General features: G+C 66.4%; 23 protein-coding genes. 17 read left to right on the forward strand and 6 right to left on the reverse strand.

What is annotated here, in order from left to right; all coding sequences use genetic code 11:
- Positions 1–19: 19 nt before the first annotated feature.
- The 5 genes from KYX69_RS01820 to KYX69_RS01840 all read left to right on the forward strand — a co-directional run bounded on the left by KYX69_RS01820 (position 20) and on the right by KYX69_RS01840 (position 3,262).
- Positions 20–583, forward strand: coding sequence for a flagellar basal body-associated FliL family protein (locus KYX69_RS01820; RefSeq protein WP_300492996.1), 564 nt, complete (start codon positions 20–22; stop codon positions 581–583).
- The gene (gene fliM / locus KYX69_RS01825) at positions 580–1,599 is read left to right on the forward strand and encodes a flagellar motor switch protein FliM (protein ID WP_300492998.1); all 1,020 of its coding nucleotides are present in this window, start codon (positions 580–582) and stop codon (positions 1,597–1,599) included. The genes KYX69_RS01820 and fliM overlap by 4 nt, the downstream gene beginning before the upstream one ends.
- Complete coding sequence (locus KYX69_RS01830) at positions 1,596–1,934, forward strand: DUF6468 domain-containing protein (protein ID WP_300493000.1); 339 nt, start codon at positions 1,596–1,598, stop codon at positions 1,932–1,934. Before fliM ends, KYX69_RS01830 begins: the two co-directional genes overlap by 4 nt.
- Positions 1,934–2,518 carry a hypothetical protein gene (locus KYX69_RS01835; RefSeq protein ID WP_300493002.1) on the forward strand — a complete coding sequence of 195 codons (585 nt, stop codon included), beginning with the start codon at positions 1,934–1,936 and terminating at the stop codon, positions 2,516–2,518. Before KYX69_RS01830 ends, KYX69_RS01835 begins: the two co-directional genes overlap by 1 nt.
- 78 nt (positions 2,519–2,596) lie before the next feature.
- Positions 2,597–3,262, forward strand: coding sequence for a GAF domain-containing protein (locus tag KYX69_RS01840; RefSeq protein WP_300493005.1), 666 nt, complete (start codon positions 2,597–2,599; stop codon positions 3,260–3,262).
- Position 3,263: 1 nt separating this feature from the next.
- Here the strand turns inward: KYX69_RS01840 and KYX69_RS01845 are convergent, their stop codons facing one another.
- On the reverse strand, positions 3,264–3,674 hold the full coding sequence (locus KYX69_RS01845) for a hypothetical protein (protein ID WP_300493008.1): 411 nt from the start codon (positions 3,672–3,674) through the stop codon (positions 3,264–3,266).
- 100 nt (positions 3,675–3,774) lie between these two features.
- On the opposite strand from KYX69_RS01845, the gene KYX69_RS01850 reads away from it, so the two are divergent.
- Complete coding sequence (locus KYX69_RS01850; RefSeq protein ID WP_300493010.1) at positions 3,775–3,996, forward strand: hypothetical protein; 222 nt, start codon at positions 3,775–3,777, stop codon at positions 3,994–3,996.
- A complete protein-coding gene (locus tag KYX69_RS01855; RefSeq protein ID WP_300493012.1) occupies positions 3,993–5,771 on the forward strand; it encodes an endoglucanase in 1,779 nt (592 codons plus the stop codon). The genes KYX69_RS01850 and KYX69_RS01855 overlap by 4 nt, the downstream gene beginning before the upstream one ends.
- Before the next feature lie 166 nt (positions 5,772–5,937).
- Here the strand turns inward: KYX69_RS01855 and KYX69_RS01860 are convergent, their stop codons facing one another.
- From KYX69_RS01860 to KYX69_RS01875, 4 genes are all read right to left on the reverse strand, one after another.
- On the reverse strand, positions 5,938–7,884 hold the full coding sequence (locus tag KYX69_RS01860) for a methyl-accepting chemotaxis protein (RefSeq protein ID WP_300493015.1): 1,947 nt from the start codon (positions 7,882–7,884) through the stop codon (positions 5,938–5,940).
- Positions 7,885–7,952: 68 nt separating this feature from the next.
- Positions 7,953–8,855, reverse strand: a complete 903-nt coding sequence (locus KYX69_RS01865) for a flagellin (protein WP_300493018.1) — start codon at positions 8,853–8,855, stop codon at positions 7,953–7,955.
- 11 nt (positions 8,856–8,866) lie between these two features.
- Positions 8,867–10,972 (reverse strand): flagellar basal body rod C-terminal domain-containing protein, encoded by a 2,106-nt coding sequence (locus tag KYX69_RS01870; RefSeq protein ID WP_300493021.1) that lies wholly within the window; start codon positions 10,970–10,972, stop codon positions 8,867–8,869.
- A 25-nt stretch (positions 10,973–10,997) separates the two neighbouring features.
- Positions 10,998–12,302: a flagellar hook protein FlgE gene (locus KYX69_RS01875; protein WP_300493024.1), complete on the reverse strand. Its 1,305-nt coding sequence runs from the start codon at positions 12,300–12,302 to the stop codon at positions 10,998–11,000.
- A 175-nt stretch (positions 12,303–12,477) separates the two neighbouring features.
- On the opposite strand from KYX69_RS01875, the gene KYX69_RS01880 reads away from it, so the two are divergent.
- The 10 genes from KYX69_RS01880 to KYX69_RS01925 all read left to right on the forward strand — a co-directional run bounded on the left by KYX69_RS01880 (position 12,478) and on the right by KYX69_RS01925 (position 23,247).
- The gene (locus tag KYX69_RS01880) at positions 12,478–12,873 is read left to right on the forward strand and encodes a flagellar biosynthesis repressor FlbT (protein WP_300493026.1); all 396 of its coding nucleotides are present in this window, start codon (positions 12,478–12,480) and stop codon (positions 12,871–12,873) included.
- A gap of 10 nt (positions 12,874–12,883) precedes the next feature.
- Complete coding sequence (fliI, locus tag KYX69_RS01885; RefSeq protein ID WP_300493029.1) at positions 12,884–14,221, forward strand: flagellar protein export ATPase FliI; 1,338 nt, start codon at positions 12,884–12,886, stop codon at positions 14,219–14,221.
- Entirely contained in the window at positions 14,205–14,642 is a 438-nt protein-coding gene (locus tag KYX69_RS01890) for a hypothetical protein (protein ID WP_300493032.1), read from the forward strand. The genes fliI and KYX69_RS01890 overlap by 17 nt, the downstream gene beginning before the upstream one ends.
- Entirely contained in the window at positions 14,639–15,598 is a 960-nt protein-coding gene (locus KYX69_RS01895; protein ID WP_300493035.1) for a peptidoglycan-binding protein, read from the forward strand. The genes KYX69_RS01890 and KYX69_RS01895 overlap by 4 nt, the downstream gene beginning before the upstream one ends.
- A gap of 86 nt (positions 15,599–15,684) precedes the next feature.
- Positions 15,685–17,031: a globin-coupled sensor protein gene (locus KYX69_RS01900; RefSeq protein ID WP_300493038.1), complete on the forward strand. Its 1,347-nt coding sequence runs from the start codon at positions 15,685–15,687 to the stop codon at positions 17,029–17,031.
- A gap of 134 nt (positions 17,032–17,165) precedes the next feature.
- Positions 17,166–18,200, forward strand: a complete 1,035-nt coding sequence (locus KYX69_RS01905; protein ID WP_300493041.1) for a sigma-70 family RNA polymerase sigma factor — start codon at positions 17,166–17,168, stop codon at positions 18,198–18,200.
- A gap of 28 nt (positions 18,201–18,228) precedes the next feature.
- Positions 18,229–18,708, forward strand: coding sequence for a hypothetical protein (locus KYX69_RS01910; protein ID WP_300493043.1), 480 nt, complete (start codon positions 18,229–18,231; stop codon positions 18,706–18,708).
- Between the two features lie 77 nt (positions 18,709–18,785).
- On the forward strand, positions 18,786–19,883 hold the full coding sequence (locus KYX69_RS01915; RefSeq protein WP_300493045.1) for a helix-turn-helix transcriptional regulator: 1,098 nt from the start codon (positions 18,786–18,788) through the stop codon (positions 19,881–19,883).
- Between the two features lie 98 nt (positions 19,884–19,981).
- On the forward strand, positions 19,982–22,633 hold the full coding sequence (locus tag KYX69_RS01920; RefSeq protein ID WP_300493047.1) for a PAS domain S-box protein: 2,652 nt from the start codon (positions 19,982–19,984) through the stop codon (positions 22,631–22,633).
- Between the two features lie 8 nt (positions 22,634–22,641).
- Positions 22,642–23,247, forward strand: a complete 606-nt coding sequence (locus KYX69_RS01925) for a response regulator (RefSeq protein ID WP_300493049.1) — start codon at positions 22,642–22,644, stop codon at positions 23,245–23,247.
- Between the two features lie 17 nt (positions 23,248–23,264).
- On the opposite strand, the gene flaF is transcribed toward KYX69_RS01925, so the two are convergent.
- Positions 23,265–23,624 carry a flagellar biosynthesis regulator FlaF gene (flaF, locus tag KYX69_RS01930; protein ID WP_300493052.1) on the reverse strand — a complete coding sequence of 120 codons (360 nt, stop codon included), beginning with the start codon at positions 23,622–23,624 and terminating at the stop codon, positions 23,265–23,267.
- Between the last annotated feature and the right edge of the window lie 46 nt (positions 23,625–23,670).

Raw genomic sequence — 23,670 nt, forward strand, 5'->3', positions numbered from 1 at the left:
AGAGATTGGGACGCGAGACATGAGCGACGACATCATCGTCGAGGCCAAGGACGGCGAGGCGGCAGCCAAGCCCAAGGGCAGCAAGAAGAAGCTGATGATCATCATCGGCGCGGCCGTGCTGGTGCTGGGCGGCGGCGGTGGCGGCGCGGCGTTCTTCCTGATGGGATCGGACAAGCCGGCGGCAAAAACTGCCGAGGGCGAGCATGCCGACGCGGAGACCGAAGCCGAACCGGAGGCCGAAGGCGAAGGCGAAGGTGAGAAAGGCAAAGACGGCAAGAGCGCTGCCTATCTCGACGTGCCCCCGCTGGTCGTGAACCTGCGCAGCGCCGATGGTGCGGCCCGCTTCCTGAAGGTCCATTTCGTGCTGGTGCCCGGCAAGGCGAGCTCGGTCGAGAAGCTGCAGGGCAAGCTGCCGCTGCTGATCGATGCCTATCAGCCATTCCTGCGCGAATTGCGCCCCGAGGACCTGAACGGGTCGGGCGCAGTCTATCGCGTCAAGGAAGAGCTGCTGGTCCGCGCCACCCAGACGCTGGGTCCGGACGCGGTCAAGGATGTTCTGATCCAGGATCTGGTGCAGCAATGAGCGACGATTTCGACGATTTCGAGCTTCCCGAGCCGCCCAAGTTCGATTCCGACGCGGAAGCGTTGCTCGATCAGGCAGGCATCGACGCGCTGTTTGGGCAGGTCGGCGGGTTCAGCCAGCCGAAGGAAGGCCTGCGCGCGGTCATCGAATCCAACGTCATCAGCCGCGAGCGGCTGCCGATGCTGGAGGTCGTGTTCGACCGCATGGTCCGCATCTTTGCGACCTCGATGCGCAACCTCACCTCCGACGCGATCGACGTCAGCCTTGAGGAAGTGACCTCGATCCGCTTTGGCGACTATCTCAACCACATCATGCTCCCCGCGATGATCGGCGTGTTCCGCGTCGAGGAGTGGGAGAATTACGGCCTGGTCTCGGTCGATTCAGGCCTGATCTATGCCGTGGTCGACGCGCTGCTGGGCGGACGGCGCGGCGGTGGCGAGCAGGTGATGATCGACGGGCGCGGGTTCACGACGATCGAAACCGACCTGGTTTCGCGCATGCTGGGCCATGTGCTGAGCGATCTGTCGACATCGATGGCACCGATCACCCCGACCACGATCGAGCTGGAGCGCGTCGAGAGCAGCCCGCGCTTCGTCGCGATTGCCGGCACCACCAACGTCTGCGCCGTCGCCACTTTCCGCGTCAGCATGGACGAGCGCGGCGGATGTTTCAGCATCCTGCTGCCCTATGCGACGATCGAGCCGGTCCGCCATCTGCTCAACCAGCGGTTCATGGGCGAAAAGCTGGGCCGCGACACGATCTGGGAAGTGCATATGGCGTCGGAGGTCCGCAAGGTCGACGTGACGCTGGACGTGGTCCTGGGCGAACGCGACATGCCGCTCGGCACCGTGCGCGACTTCAAGGTCGGTCAGACGATCCCGCTGTTCGCCGACCCCGACCAGCCGCTCGACATGCAATGCGGCGGCGTAACCATCGGCCGGGCCCAGATCGGCCAGCGGTCGAACAAGATCGCGGTGCGGCTGGTATCCGACATCGCCAAGGAGATGCGCGCATGACTTATTCGCTGATCGCGAACGTGCTCACCATGTTGTTCTGTACGGTGGTGATCGTTCAGAGCATGCGCATGATGCGTGCGCTCAACGCCCTGAAGCGCAACGATCTGGCGCAGGTCGTCTCGACGCTCGATCAGGCAACGGTGCAGGCGCGGCTGGTGCTGTCCGAACTCAAGGGCACGCTGACGCAATATGCGCGCGGCACCCATGACGCCGCCCGCGCCAAGGCAGTCGCCGACGAATTGCGGATGATGATCGAGATTGCAGATTCGACCGCCGAACGACTGGTCGAATCCGCCGCAGCCGCACGCCGCGTCGAGCCGGTGGACCGCTACTGATGCGCATCCCCTTTTTGCTGATCACCGCCGCCGTGGCGACTGTGGGCGCGGTGGCGAATGGCGTCGATGCGGCCGTGGCCGTCGGCGAATCCGTGGTGCCCAAGACGCGGCTTGGCAGCCAGATCGAGGGCGAACTCAGCGCCGCCCAGCGCAAGGAGGCCGAACGCCGCCGCGCGCTCGACCTGCGCGAACAGGCGCTCAAGGCGGCGCGGCTGCGCATGGAGCGCCAGCAGAAGGATGCCGAAGCCAAGGCCGTAGCCGAGGGCAAGGCCGATGCGCAGGCGGGCGCTGCCGCCGCGCCGGGCGGGGCACCCGCCGCCGAAGAGAAGCGGTACAGCGACCTGGCCCGCATCTTTCAATCGATGAAGCCTGCCAAGGCCGCGCCGGTGTTCGAGAAACTAAGCCCCGATGTGCAATTCCAGGTGGCGCAGCGGATGCGCGATCGCAACGCCGCGCTGATGATGCAGGCGATGTCGCCCGATGCCGCCGCGACCCTTGGCATGGCACTGGCCCGTGGTGGCATGACGCAGCCCAAGTCTGCGGCTGCCACACCGGCGAAGGGTGGCCGCACCGCGCCGCGATGAGTGGGCACCGCCTTACTGTAATACTACAATACTGACAGAAGCACTCAGCTAAGATCATCTTGCAATAAGCGGGGTTCTTTGGCGGAGACTGCAGTGACGATCCCCGACACGGACGAGGGGCCTTTGTCGAGCGAAGATGCGCTGCGTCGAGCAGCGCTTTTTGCATCCGGCTTGCTCGCCCTGCGCGAATCGCCCCGCTTCAACGACCTGGTTCAGGATCTGAGCCGCACGATGGACGTGCCGATCGCGGGCGTCAGCGTGGTCGATAGCGGATTTTGCTGGCTGCCGGTGCTGCACGGAGTCGATCTCGACTCGATCCCCCTGTCCGAATCGCTGTGCGCCGGGGTGGTCGAAACCCAGATCCCGATGACCGAGACCGATCTTCCGGCAAATCCGAAATTCGCCGATAACCGCTTCGTCGCGGGACCGCTCGCGCTGCGTGCCTATGCCGCCGTGCCGATGTGCGGCGTGCAGGGGGCGAAACTGGGTAGCGTGTTCATCGCGGACCAGCGTGTTCGACCCGATTTCGCCAGTCGCGCCATTCCGCAGCTGGAGCGCACGACCGTGCGCATTTTGGAAGAGGCCTCCTCGCCGCATCATATGCGCCGCGTCGGTCGCACCACGGTTGAGGGGCTGGAATCGCTGATCCGACGGGCCACCCGCAACGGTGATGACGCGCTGGTCACCGCAATCGATCGCGTGATGCGCGACGTGCTGCCGCTGACCGGGATGCGCGGAAATTAGGTCAGGGCGCGCCGCGCGCGGGGCTGGTGCGTACTTCGAGGATCAGCACATGACCCGCCTGCGGATCGGCGGCGTGCGCGGCGGCATCCAGCATATGGGCCAGCGCCTCGGCATCGACCGCGACGCGGGGTGACGCGTTCAGCTGAGCAAAATCGAGCAGCGCCGACAGCATCGCCGCGCGCAGCGCCGGTTGCGCCGTGCCAAGCACGCCCGCATCGACCCCGTCTGCCGGGGTGATGGCCAGCTCAAGCTCGAGGTCGCCGTCGAGCCGTCCGGCATCGATGATCGGCACGCGAAACTTGCCCAGCGGAACGACGGCGGCATCCCCCCCGCCCCCACCCGCGGCGCCGGCCGGCGCGGCCACGGCAAGCAATGCGGCGGCAGCAGTCAAGCGGGCAGCGGTTCTGCGCATGCGGTCTCCAATCAAAGGCGTGCAGCGGGACCGCACGCGACCCCGTCTCTCTATAATAGGTTGAAAACCGCGTGTTGGGACTTGCCCCGTTGGGATTTGAATGAGCCACGATCAAAAGCCCGCACGCGTTCGCGTCATCGGTGGCAATGCCGCCGACCGCCGCCTGCGCGGCGGCTTTGCCACCGGCCCCGCCCCGCGCCGCGCCGCTAAGCCCCGCCCGGTCGTCAAGCCGGGCTTGGGCCGCGCGCTGATCGCATTCCTGTTTCTGTCCGCAGCGTTGGTCGGCGGCGTGGTTCAGGCCTGGTTGCTGCTGCGCGCATGACCCGGCCCCGATCCATCCTCGCACTGGTGCTGCTCGCCGGGAGCGCCAGCGCCGCGATGGCGGCGGGCGACGCCAAGTACGCCGCCCCAGCACATGGCACGCCCCCGCCGGCTGCAGCCAAAGCCGCGCCCGGCGGCGCCGTTGCCAAGCCGCAGCCTTTTGCCGCCCAGCTTGCCGAATTGCCGCGATCCGCGCCCGGCGCGCGCGCCGCGATCGACATCCCGCTCGCCTGGTCGCTGATCGCCCGCAGCACGGCGGAGACGCGCCAGGCCGCGCGCTGGAAGCTGGCGACCGCGCTGATCGACGCGCGGCGCGGCGCCGACGCGCTGGGCGTGCTCGAAACAATGCTGCGCGATGACAGCGCACTCGAACTGGTACCCGCGTGGCGGCTGGCGATGGGCAAGGCGACCGCCATGGCCGGTCGCGACAGCGCCGCCCTGACCTGGTTCAATGCGCCCGAACTGCTGGCCGATCCCGAGGCATGTGCGTGGCGTATCCGCGCCGGTGCAGTGATCGACGGCCCCGCCGGCAGTGCGCTGCTCAAATGCGCGGTGCCCGCCATCCTTGCGCACCATGGAGCGGATCGGATCGCGTTCCTGCTCGATGCCGCGGTGGGCCTCAGCCGATCGGGACATCATGACCGCGCCTTGCGCTTTCTGGCCGCGATCCCCGACCAGCATGTCGCCGCCAATCTGCAGCGCGGGATCGCGTTGCTGGCAACCGGCCAGCCCGAAGCGGGCAAGCTGCGGCTGGAGCGCGTGCTACTGTCCGGCACCCCGGCCGAGCGCGCCGCCGCCGAGCTGGCGCTGATCCGCGATGCGCTGGCGCGCGGGACGGTCAAGCCGGGCGAAGCGGTGAAGCGGCTCGACGCCCTCACCTTTCGCTGGCGCGGGGGCGAGGTCGAACGCGCCGCGCTCGAACTCAAATGGCAGATTGCCGAGCGCGCGCATGATCCGGTGACGGCGCTGGTCGCATCTGCGACCTTGTTCCGCCACTTCGACCTTGGCGCGCAGACCGGACCCACGCTGACACGGATCCAGGCCGACCTGCAGACGCTGGTCAACGATCCCAAACGCCCGATCGCGCAGGCGGCGGGGCTGTTCTGGGAGTATCGCGACCTGTCGCCGACCGGCGCGCCGGGCGATTTGCTGGTCAGCACGCTCGCGGACCGACTCTCTGCGGCCGGACTGCATGTCCGCGCCGCCGAATTGCTGCAGCATCAGATGCAGAACCGCGCGATCGACATTGCCAAGGGGCCGCTGTCGATCCGCATCGCGCGCCTGCTGCTGCTCGCCGACAAGCCCGATCAGGTGCTGACGACCCTGCGTCGCAGCGACGGCCCGGACTATCCCGCGCCGATCGCGGCGGATCGTCAGCGGATGCAGGCGATCGCCACCTGGCGCATGGGCCGGCGCGGCGACGCGCTGGCGATGCTCGGTCAGGTCGAGGCGGCGGACGATCTGCGCGCCGAAATGCTGTGGCAGGCACGCGACTGGGCGCGCTTTGCGCAGGCCAATCGCGCCGTGCTCGCCCCCGCCCGCACGGCGGCGGTGCTGCGTCAGGCGGTCGCGCTGGTAATGCTGGGCGACGAGCCCGGCCTTGCCGCGCTGCGCAAACGCTACCTCCCCGCACTGCGCGGGACCAAGGCGGGCGAGGCGCTCGGCGCGCTCGCGTCGCCCAACGGCACGGTGAACCCCGCCGCACTCGACGCCGCCATGGCGGGCGTGTCCGAGACCGCCGCCGACGGTGACCTGCTGCTGCTCGCGCGCGGCTAATTCAAAGGACCTGCTGCATTAGCGCTGCTTCCTGAATGGGAGCGGGCGTGCGCGTGCGCGCGTCCGAACGTCCCCATCTTCGACGGACAAAGAAAAGCGGCGGTGCCGGGGAGGCACCGCCGCGAAGGTCAAACCGTCCGGGGGGAATGTCCGGCCGGCTCGGGGATCAGAATTCGTCCCAGGCGTCGTTCTTGCGCACCAGCGACGAGATCGCCGCAGCTGGCAGCGGCTTGATCGGCGACTGATAGACATGCTCGCTCGACTGGCGCTCGGACTTTGCCGCGACCTTGGGCGCGGGCGCGGCGGCGCGCGGCTTGGCCGGAGACTTGGTCACCGGGCGCGGCGCGCGGACCGGCGCCGATGCGGGCGCTGCCGAGCTTGCGGACGTGCGGAAGCTGTCGGCGCGTTCGCCGAGCACGCGGACCTCGGAGTTGAGGCTGCGCGCCGCTGCCGAGGTTTCCTCGACCATCGCCGCATTCTGCTGCGTCGATTCGTCCATCGTGGTGATTGCCGAAGCGATCTGCTGCACCGCTGCTGCCTGTGCCTGGTTGTCCTGCGCGAGGCCGTTCAGCATTTCATGCACCGCCGACACGTCGGACGAGATGCCGACCAGCGCGCCATCGACGCGTTCGACCGCGCCGACCGCGATTTCGACGTCATTCTGCGTCGCGGTGAGCTGTTCACGGGCGCGCTTGGCCTCTTCTTCCGAGCGCATTGCCAGCTGACCGACCAGATCGGCGACGACCGCAAAGCCACGGCCCGCTTCGCCGGCACGACCGGCTTCGACCGCCGCGTTCATGGCAAGGACGCGGGTCTGGAACGCGATCTTGTCGAGCCCTTCGATGACGCTGTCGATGCCCTTGGCGCTGTCGGCGACGCGACCCATGGCCGATACCGCTTCCTCCGCCGTACCGCGACCGGTGCCGACCGTGACCATCGCCTGATCGGCGCGACCGACCGTGCGGGTCGCCGCTTCGGCGCCGTTGCGCAGGCGATCGTTGATCTGAGCGACCGCGGCCGAGGTTTCCTCAAGCGACGCAGCGGCGCTTTCGGTGCGGCGGGCAAGGTCTTCCGACGCCGCCTCGATCTCGGTCGAGCCCGAGCTGATCGAGCGGACGCTTTCCGTGACCGACTGGATCAGGTCGCTGAGCGACTTGAGCGCGCCGTTGAAATTGTCCTTGAGCACCGCATAGGAACCATTGAACTCGGCGTTGATCGGCCGGGTCAGGTCGCCCTGCGCCAGTGAGTCGAGATGGCTGGACAGGGTGTCGATCACCATCTTCTGCTCGGCATCGGCCTCTGCCTTGGCAGCAGTCAGGCGCTCCTGTTCCTGGGCATTGTCGCGGAAAACCAGCACCGCCTTGGCCATTGCGCCAACCTCGTCACCGCGATCGGTGCCGTTGACGTCGATGCGGTTATTGCCTTCGGCCAGCGTGCGCATCGCGCCCTCAACGCCCGCCAGCGGGGCGATGATCGTGCGGCGGGCGACGAAGATGCCGAAGCCGACTGCAAGGACGACACCCAGCAGGCCGGTGACGAGCATCGACGTGGACGCGCTGGCTGCCATTTCGGACAGCTCGGCATTCTTCTTGGTCGCCGCGTCAGAGCGTACAGTGGTGAACCGCCGGAGTTCGGCACGGATCGCCTTGGCCTTCGGATCCGCTGCGGCCAGCGCCTTGCCCGCTTCTTCGTTGCGATCGGCCTGACCCAGTTCGATCGCGCTGCGGGTAAGCTTATGCAGCTCGTCGAGATCGGCCAAGATGGGATCAATCGACTTGGCGGTATCTGGTTCCGACTTTACAATGGCCGCAAGGCGCGCCTTGGCGTTCTTGTAGGATTCGAGTTCGGACGCGACCGCCTCGCGGTTTCGCGCGCTTCCACCCGGATAGTACATCACCTGATAACCGGAGAGGGTCATGTCGATCACGCCCTGATAGGACCGGGCGAGCTCGGTATTGTTGGGGAGAGTGGTTTCGGCGATCGCACTGTATTCCTTGTCGATATGCTTGAGCGTGCTGACGCTGTTCAGGACGAGGGCAAGAGTCACGGCACCGAGCATCAGCATCAGCGCTGCAATCTTGTAGGCGATTTTAAGGTTCGTGAAGGCCTTCATGTCGGTCCCCATTCGGTTCGGATGTGTAATTATAGATGCGGCGTCGTCAGCGCGGGCGCGCGGCGCCGTCAGCGCATGTAATTGAGCAGGCTGAGTTCATTGAGCTGAGTGAAGACCGAGTAGCTGGCTTCCAACGTGGTCTTGTGCATCGCGAGGTCCATCGCGACCTGCGCCAGATCGGCGTCTTCGTTACGGCTGATCACATCTTTTAGGACGAGCGCGCGCTCATTGGCGCGATCGACCAATGTGTCTGTTTGCGCGAGCCGCCGACCATTTTCGGCGTTCAGGCGACGAATGCCGCTCACCGCGTCGTCGAGCTGAATTTTGATATCGGTCAGCGCCGTCTTCTGCGCATCGGTCAGCATCTCGCCGAACGGGCCGGCTTCGACCAGACTGCGATAGACCTTGGTCATTTCGAGACCGAGTTCGGAAGCGGTGATGCCATAGTTGAGGTCGAGCCCGTCGCCCACGCGCGCGCGCGCGATCGCCTCGCCATCATTGAACTGCGCCGATGCCGCGACGCCGACCAGATCCTCGATCTTGGACGGCGCATAGGGGTCGGTGGAGATGCCGCCGCCGAACAGAGGCAGCCCGCCCTCGCTGGTGTTGAGCATCGAGCGGAACTGGTCGAACGCGGCCGAAATGGCTTCGCCCAGCCCCGCCGCCTCGCCTGTACCGACCGCCAGCGACAGGCGGTTGCCGAGGTCCATCGAACCGTTCTCGATCGCGGTGATCGAGGTTTCGTACAGGCTGAGCGTCGTGCCGAGCCGCGTCGCGGTCTGAGCGTGCGCCTCCTGCTTGGCGAGCAGGGTATGGGCCGACAGCGTGCGCACCGCTTCGCTGCCCAGGGCGGCGAGGTCGGGAGCCTTTTTGCCGGTCGAGAGCTGAGCCTGGGTGACCGACAGCTTTTCCTGCGCACGCTGGATCGAGATCGCGGTGGTCTGTTGCAGGGGGATGGTGGCGACGCGCATCTATTCAATCCTCAACCAACAGTCCCGAGCAGGTCTTTGTACATTTCATCGGCCACGCGAATGACGCGGGCGGCGGCGGAGTAGCTGTTCTGCAGGACGATCATCATCGACAGTTCCTCGTCGATGTTGACGCCGGAATAGGAATCGCGCCGGGTGATCGCGTCCTGGCTGCGCGCGGTTGCGTCTTCGTAACGGGTCTGGGCATTGGCCGCGCTGGTGCCGGTCTCGCCGAGGATCAGCGAGGCGTAGCGCTCCAGCGAGATATTCCCCTCCTTACCAAGGTCGTTCACCTGGCCGAAGCTGTCGGTATAGAATTGCGCGGCACGGGTGTCGGACGCGAGCACGCCACGTTCGCCGACGGCAGCATCCGTGTTGAAAATGGCGAGCGGCAGCTTGCCCGGGCTGTTGCGCAGGTCCGGCGCGACGCCGCCGGCCGCTAGCCCGCTGACATTGCCGGTCAGACCCGACAGCGCCGAGAAGGAGATGCCCGTGCCATAGCGCCCGGTCGAGTCCGACGGGATCGAGATCGAGGTGCCGGTCACGCCCGCCGCCTGATCAAAGCGGAAGCGACCGCTCGTGTCGATCGAGAAGGTGCCAAAGCCGCCCAGTTCGCTGGCGTTGAGCTGCGTGACGAGGTCGCCCATCGTCCCGCCCGCTGACGCCGTCATCGTCGTGCGGGCAATCACCCGGCCCGAAGAATCGCGCAGCATGATGTCGCTGGTGCTGCCTGCGGCAAAGCCGTGCGGATCGCCCGCCGCGAAGCCCGGAGGCACCATCAGTGCGCCTTCGGTCCGCACCACGTCGTTGAGGCCGAAATACTGGCTGAACCCGACGCCGCCGCGATTGGACGGGGCCACCGGGTCATCGCCAACCGCGACTCCGCGACCTACGCCCACCGCATCGATCGTCAAGCGCCCATCGGCGAAGCTGGCGGTGCCCGCGCCACCCAGGCCGGCGTTGATCGCTGCGACCGCGTCCGCAACGGTCGCGCCTGATCCCAGTGCGTCGAAGTCGACGCGGGTCCGCGCGACGATCGACCCGTCCGATCCCATCACCGCGAACACCGCGGCCCCGGTGAAGCCGAGACGATCGCTGGTCGCCAGTGCCGTGGTCGATCCGTTCAGACGGTTGGGTGGCGGCATCGAGCTGGCGGCATTGGACGCACCGTTGATAGCGCGGGCGAGACCGGTGAACAGCGTGCCGAGCTGATCGCGGAACCCCGGCAACGTCCGGTCGCGCAGTTCGAGCAGCCCGCCGAGCTTGCCCCCAACCGCCGAGGATTCGATGCGGTCGCCCGTCGCTGCACCCAGTGCGCCCGAGTCCGTCGCGAACCGGATGTCGATGCCGGGATATTCGGCCAGCGCCGCGCCGGAACCCGACTTGGAGGTCGGGTAGGACAACAGCCGCATCCGCGTATCGAGCAACGGCGCGCCGCCGGCGGTTTCGATGAGCAGGCGCCCATTCGGCTGTTCGCGCACGTTCACGGCGATCAGGCTGCTGAGCTCCTGAACGGCATTGTTGCGCTGATCGGCGGTGCCCGCCGCGCTGCGCCCCAGCCCGTCGAGCCGCGAGACCGCGTCGTTGAGCGAGTGGATCTGCTTGAGCAGCGCATTGATGCGCTCGACCGTCAGGCCGGTTTCGGCGTCAACGTCGCCGGTCAGCATCGAGATATCGGTATCGAGCCGCTGCAGCGTGCCGATTGCGTCTGTCGTGCGGGCGATGAAGTCGGCCGCATTCTGTTCGGCACCCAGTGCGCCGGTCATGGCGATCGCCGCGCTGTTGATCGCGTTGAGCCGCGCGGGAATGCCCGATTCCGATCCCGGCGCACCGAGCAGCGTCTGCATGCGGTCGAGATAGCTGGCCGTCACCTCCGAATTGCCAAGGTCGTTGGCGCGGCGATAGACGGCAGCTTCCAGGAATTTGTCGGCGATGCGCGTCGGCTCGCCGACCACGACGCCGGTGACCCGGCCGCCATGGATGGCAGCGGACTGGTTGGCGCGCTCGCGGGCATAGCCGGGGGTGCCGACATTGGCGATGTTGGTCGACACCGTCTTGAGTCCGGCCTGCGCCGCGCTCATGCCGGATACGGCAGCCCCCAAAATCTCCCCGATCGACACGCTCAGTCCCCCGCCGTCTCAGCGATCAGCGCTTGAGGTTGCTGACTTCGGCCAACATGTCGTCGACCGTTGTGATGATCTTCGACGCCGCGCTGTAGGCGCGCTGGAAGCGGATCATGTTGCTGAACTCCTGCGCCAGATCGACGGTGGAGGCCTCCAGCGTGCTCGAGCGGATCTTACCCGCGCCGAGCGCACCGGCGATGTCGATCGAGGCATTGCCCGACCGGTCCGACAGCAGGTAGGCGTTGCCCGAAATGCGGGTCAGCCCGTCCGGGTTCGGGAAGGTCGCGACTGGGAGCTGGAAGACAGGGCGGGTCACGCCATTGTCGAACACCGCGCTGAGCACACCCGCTTCCGACACCTGGATCGAAGCGATGTTGCCGAGGACGCCGCCATCGGTGGTCGCCGCGATCATCGCCGATTCCGAACCGAACTGGCTGAGGCCGCTGATCGTGCCATTGTCGCCAAGGCCCAGGCGCAGCGGAACCGATCCCGCGCCATTGGACCAGGTGATCGCAACCGGATCGAAAAAGCCCGAGGTGTAGACGGCATCGTCCCGGATCAGGCTGCCATCGGGGTTGAAGCGCAGTTCGCCACTGGCGAGCACGCCATTGGCGGCGGTGACGTCGGTCGCCGGCTCGGCGTACAGCTCACCCTGCCACGTGTTCGCGCCGGTGCGGACATAGGCCATGGTCACGCGGTGCGACGTGCCCTGCGCGTCGTAAATGTCGAACGAGCGGCTGAAGCTCGGCTCGACCGTGCCGTTAGCGATGTCGCCCGACGCATAGGCGCCAGTGTGCATCGGCGCGGTCGACTGAAGGTTGGCGCGGATGTCGATCTTGGTCGACGGCGCGGCGGCGCCGGTCAGGTCGCTGACGCGCACCGGAGTTAGTGCCGCCACATTGCCCGTGTTGGTGAACTCGCCAAAGCTGTCGAGACGCCAGCCCTGCAGATACATGCCGGCGGCATTGCGCAGGAAGCCGAACTCGTCCGGGCGGAACGAACCGGCGCGGGTGAAGGCAACGTCATTGCCGTCCAGCGTTTCGCGCACGACGAAGAAGCCGCCGCCCTCGATGCCCAGATCGGTGGTGTTGCTCGACGCCTGCAGCAGGCCCTGTTTCGAGATCAGCGCCTGCGGAGCCGCCATCACGCCGCCGGCGGTATAGGCCGACCGGGCGCGGCCATCGCTAACCAGCGTGCGGAACTGAATGTCGTTCCCCTTGTACCCGATCGTATTGATGTTGCTGATGTTGTCGGCAACGACGGCCATCGCAGTCGCTTCGGCGCCGAGACCGGCGACACCGGCATAAAGTGCGGAATAAAGGCTCAAGGACTGTCTCCGGTTCGTGCCCCTGTGGGCTGACATGGCCATGATAGGAGAGCGGCGACCCGATCGGTCCGCAGGGGCGCGCAATTTTTGCTGGGCGGCAATTTTTTCCGGGTGCGGGACCGCGCCCTCCCCCGCCCTTCTATGATGCAGCAACGCACTAGATGAGGACGTGACGATGCTGCGAATTTCCCTGCGCGATGGCGAGGCGCTGGTGGTCAACGGGGCGATGCTGCGCGCAAAGGGCCGCACCGAACTGGTGATCGAGAACAAGGTCGCGCTGCTGCGCGGTCGTGAGATCATGGCGCCGGAAGAGGCGACGACCACCGCGCGGCGCCTCTATTATGCGACGATGATGGCGTATCTCGGCGACGATCCCGAAGCGCACAAGAACCAGGTCATCGATGAGCTGACGCTGCTGATCCCGGCGATGGCGACCGACGAGGGCCGCGCCGCATGCGTGCGCTTTGCCCGGCAGGTTGCCGAGGGCAGCTTTTACCGCGGTCTCATCACCTGCCGTGCCCTGATCGAGCTTGAAGACGCGGCCACAGCCCCGGCGAACGAAGCGGCCTGAGAGCAGACCGGTGCACAACCTGTCCTCCACCGCCCGAACGATTGCCACGCTGCCGCTGGAAACGCGCTATGGCCGCGTGACTGCGGTGCGCGGCGCGCTGATCGAGGTCGAGGGCCTGGCCGGCGCGGCACAGATCGGCGCGCGGATCGACATCGACACGCCCGACGGGATGATCCCGTCGGAGGTGACGGGCATCGAAGCCGGGCTGGCGCAGTGTATGCCATTCCGCGAGCCACAGGGCCTGAAGTCGGGCACGATCGCCTGGCTGCACCCCGGTGCGCTGTCGCTGCGCCCGTGCGACGCCTGGCTCGGCCGCATGGTCGACGGCCTGGGCCGTCCGGTCGATGGCAAGGGCGAATTGCCGCTGGGCGCCACTCGCCAGCCGATCAAGGCACCCCCGCCCCCGGCCGCGTCGCGCGCGCGGGTTGGCGACCGGATCGAAACCGGCGTGCGCGCGCTCGACCTGTTCGTGCCGTTGTGCACCGGCCAGCGGCTCGGCCTGTTCGCCGGGTCGGGCGTCGGCAAGTCGGTGCTGTTGTCGATGCTGGCGCGTTGGACCGAGTGCGATGTCGCGATCATCGGGCTGATCGGCGAACGCGGCCGCGAGGTGCAGGAGTTCGTCGAGGATGATCTGGGGCCGGAGGGCTTGGCGCGCAGCATCGTCGTCGTGGCGACGTCGGACGAACCCGCGCTGATGCGGCGTCAGGCGGCCTGGACCACGCTCGCGCTGGCGGAGCATTTCCGCGACCGGGGCCTGCGCGTGCTGTGCCTGATGGACTCGGTCACACGTTTTGCGATGGCGCAGCGCGAAATCGGTCTTGCCAATGGCGAGCCGCCCGCGACGCGCGGCTATACCCCGACCGTCTTTGCCGAGCTGCCGCGCCTGCTCGAACGTGCCGGTCCCGGCCTGCCCGGACAGGGGTCGATCACCGGACTGTTCACCGTACTGGTCGATGGTGACGACCATAACGAGCCGGTCGCCGACGCAGTGCGCGGCATCCTGGACGGTCACGTCGTCATCACCCGACGCATTGCCGAGCGCGGACGCTATCCCGCGATCGACCTGCTCAAATCGGTGTCGCGTACCCTGCCCCGCTGCTTGAACGAGGATCAGAACGCGACCCGTCTCGCCGCGCGGCGCGTGCTCGGCACCTATGCCGATATGGAAGAGATCGTCCGGCTTGGCGCCTACAAGGCGGGATCGAACGCCGAAGTCGATCGCGCCGTCGCCATCGCCCCGCAGATCGAGGCGATGCTGACCCAGACCAAGGGCGATCGCGGTCATGCCGACCAGGCGTTCGCGGATTTGGCTGCACTGGTGGAGGAAACGCATGCGCACGCCCTATGACGCCGCGCTGCGCGCGCTCGATCGCGACATCGATGCGCTCAAGACGCTGATCGTCGATGCGACGATCCGGCTGGACGAGATGCAGTCGTTGCACGAAGCACTCAGCGCCAAGATCGTGCGCGAGCGCGAACTGAGCGCAATGGACTGGCAGCTTTATGCCGAATCCTATCTCGACCGCGCGCGCGCCGAGCGCCGCCGGCTGGAGCAGCTGCGCCACGATGCCGAAGTCGAACTGACCTTGCTGCGGCGTCAGGCGGCTCAGCAATATGCGTCGATGAAAGCGATCGGCAATGCCGCCGACCAGTATCGCGCCGACGCCGAGCGCGTCGCGCAGACCGCCGAACAGGCGATGCTCGACGATCTCACCGCCGCGCGCTTTGTACGCCGCGCCCGCGACCTGCGCAGGAGCAATCGCACATGACGATCCAGACCCGTCCGCTCGGCTCGCCCGATACCGCCGCAACCGCCGCCGCGATCCATCGCAACGCGCTGGGATCGGCGCAGAAGCGTTTGTGGCAGGCCGCGATCGGGACGATGGCCCCGGACGCTGAGGCCAAGCTGCCGCAAAATCCCGACATGGAGAAGCTGGACCTCGACACCCTGCTCGAACTGTCGGGTCAGGCGACGCAGCCGCGTCCAATGGCAGCGATCCTGCACAGCCCGGAATTCCGCGACATCGACTTGCGCAGCCTCGAAGCCAGCCAGCCTGAAGCCCCCGACGCGGCAACGCTCGATCCAGCACGGCTCGGCGCCAATGCGCGCCATGCGCCGGCGCTGGAGCGCGCTGCCGAGCGCACGGGCATTCCCGCCACCGCGCTGGCCGCCATCGTCAATGCCGAGGCGGCAAAGGATTCCGCCGGCCAGTGGAATACCTATTCGCGCAACAGCCGCTCGTCAGCTGCCGGGCTGGGCCAGTTTCTCAGCCGGACGTGGGAAGGCATGGCAGAAACGCGCGGCACCTGGCTCAACCAGACGGCGCAAGCCAAGGGCTGGCTCGACCGGTCCGGACAGGTGCGCACGGCGGCGCGCGCCGAGCTGCTGCAGCTGCGCTACAACGCGACCGCGTCGATCGAGACGACGGCCGATTATGCGCGCGTCAATCTCAAGACACTGCAACGCTCGGGCGTGCCCACCGGCGAGGATCCATCCGCCGTCGCGCGAACTGCCTATCTCGCTCACCATCTGGGCGCGGGTGACGCGATCAGATATCTCAAGACCGGATTGACCGATGAACGCGCGAGCATGCTGCTGCGCGCCCAGATCGGCGGCGGCCGCGCCAGTCAGGCCATCGCCCGCACAGGCGACGCCAGCGCCGCGCACCGCGCCTGGTTGGACAATTATGTCGGCACCCGCGTGCGCCCGGAGCGCTTTGCTTAACAGCTACGTAAGAACGCAGTACCGACCAACCCTCCAGTATTTCTCCTATATGAGTAAGGAACGAAGTTGGGATGGAAGTTCCTGCCATGAGCGTCAGCGCTGAACTTATCGAACGCCTTGCCTTTGCCGGTTTCACGGACAGCCAGCGCGCGACATTGACCAAGTTCGGCCCCACGCTCGAGCGCGAGCTGCCCGGGATTCTCGACAAATTCTACACCAACCTGCGCGGCTGGCCGCAGCTGGCAGCGATGTTCAAGGGTAGCGACGCTATGCCGCGTGCCGCGAACGCCCAAGCCGAGCATTGGAAGATGCTGTTCAGCGGCCGGTTCGATGACGCCTATGTCGCGTCGGTCAAGAAAATCGGCCTGATGCACAGCAAGATCGGGCTCGACCCGCAATGGTATATCGGCGGCTACACCTTCATCCTGCGCCATTTGTTCGAGCTGGCTGCACAGAGCAGCGGACGCAGCCTCAGCCCCGCCGCCGCGCGCCGGACGGCGGAGCTGTGCACCGCGATCAACATGGCGGTGATGATCGATATGGACCTCGCCATCTCGGGCTACATTGTCGAGAACAAGATCACCTATGACGAGAAGCTCGCCCGGCTGGCGGAAGACTTCCAGGCCCAGGTCGCCGGTCTCGTCGAACAGCTGAGCGTTGCGTCGAACGAGCTGGAAGCCAGCGCCCAATCGATGACCAGCAATACCGGTCAAGCCAATCAGCGCGCGCTCGCGGTCGCTGCAGCGGCGGAACAGGCGAGTGCCGGGGTGCAAACCGTCGCATCGGCTGCGGAGGAACTGTCGGCGTCGATCCAGATGATCGCTGGACGGGTGACCGAATCCGCCCGCACCACCGAGCGCGCGGTGACCGACGCCCAGCAAACCGACCAGACGGTCCGTGCGCTCGATGAGGCTGCGGAACGGATCGGTACGGTCGTTGGTCTGATCGGCCAGATTGCGGGCAAGACCAACATGCTGGCGCTCAACGCCTCGATCGAGGCGGCCCGCGCGGGCGAAGCGGGCAAGGCCTTCGAGGTCGTCGCCGCCGAGGTGAAGGCGCTCGCCAGCCAGACCGAGCGGATGACCGAAGAGGTCGAGGCCCAAGTGCGCGAGATTCAGCAAGCGACCCGGCAAGCGGTCACGGGCCTGAGCAACATTACCGAAACGATCGGGAAGGTCGCCGAGATCAGCACGAGCATCGCGAGCGCCGTTAACCAACAGAACAGCGCCACCGCCGACATCAGCCGCAACATCCAGCAAACCGCACAGGCGGCGCATGAAGTGTCGGCCAACATCGTCGGGGTCAGCCAGGCGTCGGAAGCTACCGGAAGCGCAGCGAGCCAGATATTCTCCTCAGCCAGCGCGCTGTCGGGACAGGCCAGCACCCTCTCCGATCAGGTCCATCGGTTCGTCGATCAGGTGCGCGCGGCCTGAGACAGAATCACCGTAGATTTACCATATTGTGGAATTACGTATAGGAGCAGTTTAATCCTATTTACCGCAATCGGCGATCATTCCCCTGCAGCCGGAGCAGACATCGCGACGGCAAGACGATCGAGGGGACGATCATGTCGAACACCACTGCCGCGCTTGAAGTTGCCGTTGCCGCCGTTATCGAGAACATGGCGAAGGACGGCCAGCCGCAGACCAACCGCCAGCGCGTGTATGGCGAGCGCGCCTTCGCCCAGGTGCTGAAGCTGCTGGCGCCGCGTATCCGCCACTTCATCCGCCAGTATGGCCTTGCCGCCCATTGGGACGACGCCGAACAGTGCTGTGCGATCGGTGTCCACCGCGCGATCCAGGCCTATGACTCCGAGCGTGCGCAGTTCACGACCTTCGTCAACTGGCAGCTGCGCGGCGAACTGCAGAGCCTGCGCTTCCGGGTCATGACCGACCAGCGCCCGTCGGCGAAGAAGGTCGAGGCGACCACCGTCTCGCTCCATGCGATGAGCCTGGGCGCGGAAGGCGAGGCCAATACGCTGGAGAGCATGATCGAGGACGAATTTGCCCTGGAGCGCACCGAAGCGGCGGCCGGCGAGCATCTCGCGGTCAAGACCCGCGAAGCACTGCTCGACGCCTATGTCGATCATCTGCGCGGCGTGGCGATGGAACAGCTCAAGCGCCGTGCCCGCAACACGCGGTCGGTGCAGGTGCAGGACCCCCGCCTCCCCCGCTACCGCGCCGGTGCCGCGATCATCGATCCCGCCGAGATCGCTGAGCTGGAGGAGAAGCTGGAGGCACAGCGCCGCACCGTCGCACGCCGCCTGTCCGATGATGCCGCCGATATCGAGCTGGAAGCCGATCCGCAGGAGCGCGAACGCCAGCGTCAGGTCGCCAAGCGCGCCGCCAAGACGATCGCCGACATCGCCGCCAACGACCCGCGTTTCGGCGGGATGTTTGAACGGCCCAAGGCGGCCCCGCGTCGTCGGGCGACCGATCTTCCCGCCGCTGCGCCGGTCGGCGTACTGCCGGATCACAACGCACCGCATAATCGCCTGAGCCGCGTGATCGCGGTCGATCCGGTCGCAATCGAGGAGACCCCGGCGGTCGAGCAGGACGCGCGCGAACCCGCGCTGGTCCGCGGCACCACCCGTTCGCACTGAGCATCACCCCGTGATCCGCGAGAGCATCATGACCGCTCAGAGCAGCGCCGACGGCCTTATGCCGTTCATCGATCCGGGCCTGGACGACCTGACCCGGGAATTCTGTCACGCCGCCCGCTACTGGTTCGACCAGTCGGGGCATCTGGTCGCCGTTTGGGGCGTCGGGACCAATGGACATTTCGGGGTCAGCTGGGACCGCTGGCTGAAGCGCCAGGACATCGCCCCGCTGCGCGCCGCGCGGAGCTGTGAGCGCCTTGCCGGGCAGTTGCTCGAACGGGTGCGCCAGCGTTGGCCGCTGGGCATGGCCCCGCACAGCATCGGGCTGATCACCGATGGCAGCGGCGTTGCCGTTGCCCCCGAAGATCCCTGGCCGCTCGCGCCGGGCTGGCTCGACCGCCGTATCGCGCGTCCCGGCAGCCTGGTCGCGCTGCGCCGTTTCGATCCCGCCGGCAACTGGGCGCTGATCTCCCAGCCGTCGCGTTCAGTCGCCGCACGCCGGGCGAGCTGACCACGGCGCGGCTAAAGGGCTGGAAATATTCAGGATGCATGCTATCCTATACCAAAATGGGTATAGGAGATCGGGGCATGGACGCGCCCGTCATATTGCGGCCTGGCGTTGCTTCAGGGTCGGTCCCGATCGACCCCTATCGCGCGTTCATCTTTCCCAACGCGATCCGCGAACTGCGTCGGCGGGCCGGGTATCAGAAGCTGATCGGCCTTGCCCACCGCCTTCCGGGGCTGACCTATATCCGGCTGTCCAAGATCGAGCGCGGCGAGGTTACGGCCCGCGCGCATGAACTGACCGAAGTCGCTGCGGTGCTTGGCGTCGCGCCGGAAGCCTTGCTGGTCGATGTCGATGCACCGGGTTTCTCGATCGAGCAATGGGCAATGCCCTTCGTCAGCGCGCCGATGCTGGACCTGGAGCGCGAAGAGTTCGCCGTCCTGCTGGCCGCCGCAGTGCGCCACCTGCGCTCCACCGACCGCGCGCTGACGATTCAGGCGATCGGTGAACGGCACGGCATCGCTCCGGTCAACCTGTCGCGCATCGAAAATGCACAGCGCAGCTTTGAAGAATGGAACGCGCCGACCCGGTTGGCGATCGCCGCGCTGTTCGGTGCCCCAACCGAAGCGGCGTTGCGCGCGCGGATCGACCAGCTGCACCGCGCGGGCGATCTTGGCCCATGGATGGCATCGGTCAGCGATCCCGAAGCGCGGATGCGGCGGACACGCGAACGGATTGCGGCGTTGCGCGCGGAGCTGCGCGGCGAGGCGACCGTTGTTCCGGCCGCGCCAACCGCGATTGCCATGGTCGGCGATCCCACTGCGACCATTCCCGTCCGCGGGGTCGCTGGAGCCGATGGGCTGGTCATCGACCAAGAAACCGGTGAGCGCATCCCGCCCCCGCCCGGATGCGGTGCACAGGTCATCGCGTTGCGGCTGTGTCGCGCCACGCTCGGCGCCGGGCTGCCCGGTCAGGCAATCCTGTTCATCGACCCGGATCGTTATCCTGTTGCGGGCGGGCTTGCCGCAGTGCGCGAACCGGGCGGCTTTCGCATTCTGGCCGTCGCAGTGGGCATGGACGGCGCGCTGGTGGGACACAGCCAATCGCCGCAGAAGTCTCTGCCGCTCAATGACATGACGCAGGATGAGGTGCATGCGGTCGTCGCCGCGCGTTTCGTCTAACCGGTTGTAACGTCATTCATTATGGGTAAACTCGGTATTAGGAACCGGGTAGCGGCCGTAATGGGGGGAGCGTGGCACCAGGCCGTCTCTGGTTTCCGATGGAATCGATCCGCGGACGACTGGCCGCCAGTTGCTTCACCCTGGCCGCGCTGGTTTGTCTGGCCGGTCTTCTTGGCTGGGTCCTGAACTACCCGCCCCTGCGCACTACCCTTGTTGGCTTTCCGTCAGCCTGGCCGCCTACCCTTGCCGCAAATCTAGTTCTCGCCGTGACGCTGGTTGCCGCCAGCCTGCCCCGGGCGTTGCCCCGGCGTCGTGCCGCAGTCGTCGGAAGCGGCGTTGCGGCGGTCGCGTTGGCCCTGCTCGCGATGTCGATGTTGAGCGAGCAGGGCGGCAGCCCGGTGTCGTGCCTGCTCATCCTGCTGCTGGGAATTACCACGCAAATCCTGTTCCGCAGCGACCGCGATGGCGCACCGATCGCGGCGATGATTGCGGCGCTGGTGATCAGTTTTGCGCTGCTGATGCTGGCTGGCCAGATCCTGGCCACCGAGGTCCGCGGCGGGGCGGTCCAGCCCTGGCACATTCCGATCCTGACCAATGTTGCCGAGCTGCTGCTGGGACTCGGCCTGCTATTGACCGCGACCGACCGGACGCTGGCGGAATATCGGGCCAGCGGCGACGAACGCTGGCCGATGCCGCTGCGCGCAGTGCCGGCGCTGATGGTCGCGCCGGCCCTGGTGCTTGCTGCCGACCTGATCCTGTTCGGCAGTCCGGAGTTTCCCGAGACGACCGAAATCTGGGGCATGCTGGCGAACACGCTGATCGTCGGGTCGGTGCTGTTATGGGCGATCGCGCGGCTGACGCGTCAACGCTCGACGCTGCGCATGTATGCCGCGACGCTCGACGCCCAGCCGATCGTGATGACCGACCGCGCGGGGCGGATCATTCACTGGTCGCGGGGCTGCGCGGACCTGTTTGGCTTCACCGCCGAAGAAGCTTTGGGGAAGGTCAAGGCAGAGCTGCTGCAGACCCGGCCGGTCGAGGGGGTTACCGAAGATGCGCTGGCCGCAGACACCAGCGGCGTTTGGCGCCAGCGGCGGTGGGTTGAAACCGCGCGCGACGGCGGCAGGGTACAGGTGCTCGAGCACGCCCATGAGGTCGAGGATCGCGAGCATGGCAGCGTCACCGTGCTGTCCATCACCGACCTTGGCCCGATGCTACGCGCACAGAGTGCCATTGCGGAGAGCGACGATTGCCTACTCCTGGCCGCCGAAGCGCACAAGATCGGCATCTTCGAATGGGATGTGGCGTCGGGCAAGCTGACCTGGTTTGCGAATACGGAGCCGCTGCTGGGCGTGCCGCTGGGCACGCTCACGGACTATGCGTCGTGGCAGGAGGTCGTATTTCCCGAAGATCGCGACCTGATGGCCAAACGGCTGGACGCGGCGGTGTGGAGCAAGGCCGACCAAATCAGCCTGTCCTACCGTTTGCGCCTGCCCGACGGGTCGATACGCGCGATCGAAGGGTCGGCGCGCTGCTTCTATGACGAAGCCGGGGCGCTGATCCGCACGGTCGGCGTCAATATCGACGTCACCGACCGCGTGCAGCAGACCGCGCAGCTGGCCGCGCGTGAGGCGCAGATGCGCTCGATCCTCGAAACCGTGCCCAGCGCGATGGTCGTGATCGACATCCATGGGCGGATCCTGAGCTTCAGCCCGGCGGCCGAACGGCTGTTCGGCCACAGCGCCAATGACGTCATCGGCTCCAATGTCTCGCTGCTGATGAATGACGAGTTCGGGCTGCGGCATGACGGCTTTCTGGCCCAGTATCTGCGCACCGGCCAACGGCGGATCATCGGACGGCCACGCATGCTGACCGCGCGGCATGCCGATGGCAGCGAATTTCCGATCGAGCTGCATGTCGGGGAAGCGGTGTATCAGGACAACCGCGTCTTCACCGGCTTCATCACCGATCTGTCCGAACGGCTGCGCAACGAAGAGCAGTTGGCGCAATTGTCGAGCGAGTTGACGCAGATCGGCCGGATCAATGCGATGGGCGAACTCGCCGCGGCGTTGGCGCATGAAATCAATCAGCCGCTGTCGGCGATCGCCAACCATATCGCGACGGCCGAGGTCATTCTGGAGAGCGAACAGATTTCCGATCCGCTGCACGAGCGGCTGTTCAACCAGTTGCGCGCAACGCGGGAACAGGCGTTGCGTGCCGGCGAGATCATCCGGCGTCTGCGCGATTTCGTGGCCCGCCGCGATATCGATCTACGCGTCGAACCCGTCGAAGCCGCGATCCGCGAGGCCAGTGCATTGGTACTTGTCGGAGCACAGCGATTGGACGTATCGATAGACTATGATCTTGCACCAGAGGCGCCCTTCATGTTCGCCGACAAGATCCAGATCCAACAGGTTCTGGTCAATCTGATGCGCAACGCGCTGGAAGCCCTGCGCGCGATTGCGGCAGACCAGCGCACCATCCGCGTCGCGACCCGCAAGCTGGACGGCGACCGGATCGAATTTTCGGTGTCCGACAATGGACCAGGTCTGGCCAAGCCGATCCTCGACCGCATGTTTCTGCCGTTCAATTCGAGCAAGGGCGAAGGCAGTATGGGGATCGGCCTGTTGATCTGTCGCCGGATCGTCGAGGCGCATGGCGGCAAGATGTCAGCGGAGAATAATGAGCACGGCGGTGCGACGTTCCGCTTCACCGTTCCGGGTGGCGAGCGGACATTGGGGGAGTATTGAAGCAGAGTGTGTATATCGTCGACGATGACCAGGCGGTCCGTCAGTCGCTCCATGGGCTGCTGTCCGAGCGTCCCAATCTGGTGATCCGCGTCTTCGCCTCGGGGGATGCGTTTCTCGACAATATCGAAGCCAGCGACGGCGGCGTGCTGTTGCTCGATTTCCAGATGCCGGGACGCAACGGGATCGAAGTGATGCAGGCGCTGCAGCAACGCAGTGCCAAATTCCTGACGATCATGCTGACCGGTCAGGGCGACATTTCGCTGGCGGTGCAGGCGATGAAGGCCGGGGCGACCGACTTTCTCGAAAAGCCGTACGACCCCCACCATCTGCTCAACCTGCTTGACGAGGCGTTCACGCGGTTCAGCGAGACGAGCGGGATCGCACAGCGCCGCGAACAGGCACGCGAACGGATCGCACGCCTCTCCCCGCGCGAGCATGAGGTGCTGATGGGGTTGATCGAGGGGCGCCCGAACAAGGTCATCGCCCACCAGCTCGACCTGTCGCCGCGCACGGTGGAAATCTACCGCGCCAACATGATGGAGAAGCTGGACGTCAGCAGCCTGTCGGAGGCGCTGCGGCTGGCCTATGCGGCGGAGGTTGCGGTGCCAGTCTAGGCAGCCGGCACAGACATTCAGGCGGCCATGCGGCCTTCGCCCAATCCCTCAAGCAACGAGCGGTTGACCTCGATCAGCGGATCGATTTCTTCACGGCCCTTCATCACCTCGCTGGCGTGACGATTGACCCACAGCGCGATCGAGATGATCGACGCGCGCAACGCATCGGGCAACTCATTGCCGGGCGCTCCACAGGCGCTGGCGAACGCATCCCACATCTCGCGATTCCAGTGCAGCGCTTCCATCAGCCGACCGCCGGTATAGGCCAGGTCGCGCGCCTCCATCAGTGCCGCCGTCACGTCCCGGATCAATCGCTGTTCCGTCGCACGGGGCGTTTCGACGAGCGTGCGGGCACGTTGGTAGGCGTTGAGCGACATGCGGGTTCCTCGTTCGCGTTTACACTTATCTAGGATGGTCTTTGCC

The sequence above is a fragment of the Sphingomonas sp. genome, assembly GCF_030145815.1.
Taxonomy (GTDB): Bacteria; Pseudomonadota; Alphaproteobacteria; order Sphingomonadales; family Sphingomonadaceae; genus Sphingomonas.

Excerpts from the sequence above, each read along its gene's own strand:
- KYX69_RS01915 (WP_300493045.1), top strand. The coding sequence starts at position 18,786 with ATGGACGCGCCCGTCATATTGCGGCCTGGCGTTGCTTCAGGGTCGGTC.
- KYX69_RS01865 (WP_300493018.1), bottom strand. The coding sequence starts at position 8,855 with ATGCGCGTCGCCACCATCCCCCTGCAACAGACCACCGCGATCTCGATC.
- KYX69_RS01830 (WP_300493000.1), top strand. The coding sequence starts at position 1,596 with ATGACTTATTCGCTGATCGCGAACGTGCTCACCATGTTGTTCTGTACG.
- KYX69_RS01895 (WP_300493035.1), top strand. The coding sequence starts at position 14,639 with ATGACGATCCAGACCCGTCCGCTCGGCTCGCCCGATACCGCCGCAACC.
- KYX69_RS01910 (WP_300493043.1), top strand. The coding sequence starts at position 18,229 with ATGACCGCTCAGAGCAGCGCCGACGGCCTTATGCCGTTCATCGATCCG.
- KYX69_RS01855 (WP_300493012.1), top strand. The coding sequence starts at position 3,993 with ATGACCCGGCCCCGATCCATCCTCGCACTGGTGCTGCTCGCCGGGAGC.
- KYX69_RS01820 (WP_300492996.1), top strand. The coding sequence starts at position 20 with ATGAGCGACGACATCATCGTCGAGGCCAAGGACGGCGAGGCGGCAGCC.
- KYX69_RS01905 (WP_300493041.1), top strand. The coding sequence starts at position 17,166 with ATGTCGAACACCACTGCCGCGCTTGAAGTTGCCGTTGCCGCCGTTATC.
- KYX69_RS01850 (WP_300493010.1), top strand. The coding sequence starts at position 3,775 with ATGAGCCACGATCAAAAGCCCGCACGCGTTCGCGTCATCGGTGGCAAT.
- KYX69_RS01860 (WP_300493015.1), bottom strand. The coding sequence starts at position 7,884 with ATGAAGGCCTTCACGAACCTTAAAATCGCCTACAAGATTGCAGCGCTG.
- KYX69_RS01890 (WP_300493032.1), top strand. The coding sequence starts at position 14,205 with ATGCGCACGCCCTATGACGCCGCGCTGCGCGCGCTCGATCGCGACATC.
- KYX69_RS01880 (WP_300493026.1), top strand. The coding sequence starts at position 12,478 with ATGCTGCGAATTTCCCTGCGCGATGGCGAGGCGCTGGTGGTCAACGGG.
- flaF (WP_300493052.1), bottom strand. The coding sequence starts at position 23,624 with ATGTCGCTCAACGCCTACCAACGTGCCCGCACGCTCGTCGAAACGCCC.
- KYX69_RS01845 (WP_300493008.1), bottom strand. The coding sequence starts at position 3,674 with ATGCGCAGAACCGCTGCCCGCTTGACTGCTGCCGCCGCATTGCTTGCC.
- KYX69_RS01900 (WP_300493038.1), top strand. The coding sequence starts at position 15,685 with ATGAGCGTCAGCGCTGAACTTATCGAACGCCTTGCCTTTGCCGGTTTC.
- KYX69_RS01835 (WP_300493002.1), top strand. The coding sequence starts at position 1,934 with ATGCGCATCCCCTTTTTGCTGATCACCGCCGCCGTGGCGACTGTGGGC.
- KYX69_RS01920 (WP_300493047.1), top strand. The coding sequence starts at position 19,982 with ATGGAATCGATCCGCGGACGACTGGCCGCCAGTTGCTTCACCCTGGCC.
- fliM (WP_300492998.1), top strand. The coding sequence starts at position 580 with ATGAGCGACGATTTCGACGATTTCGAGCTTCCCGAGCCGCCCAAGTTC.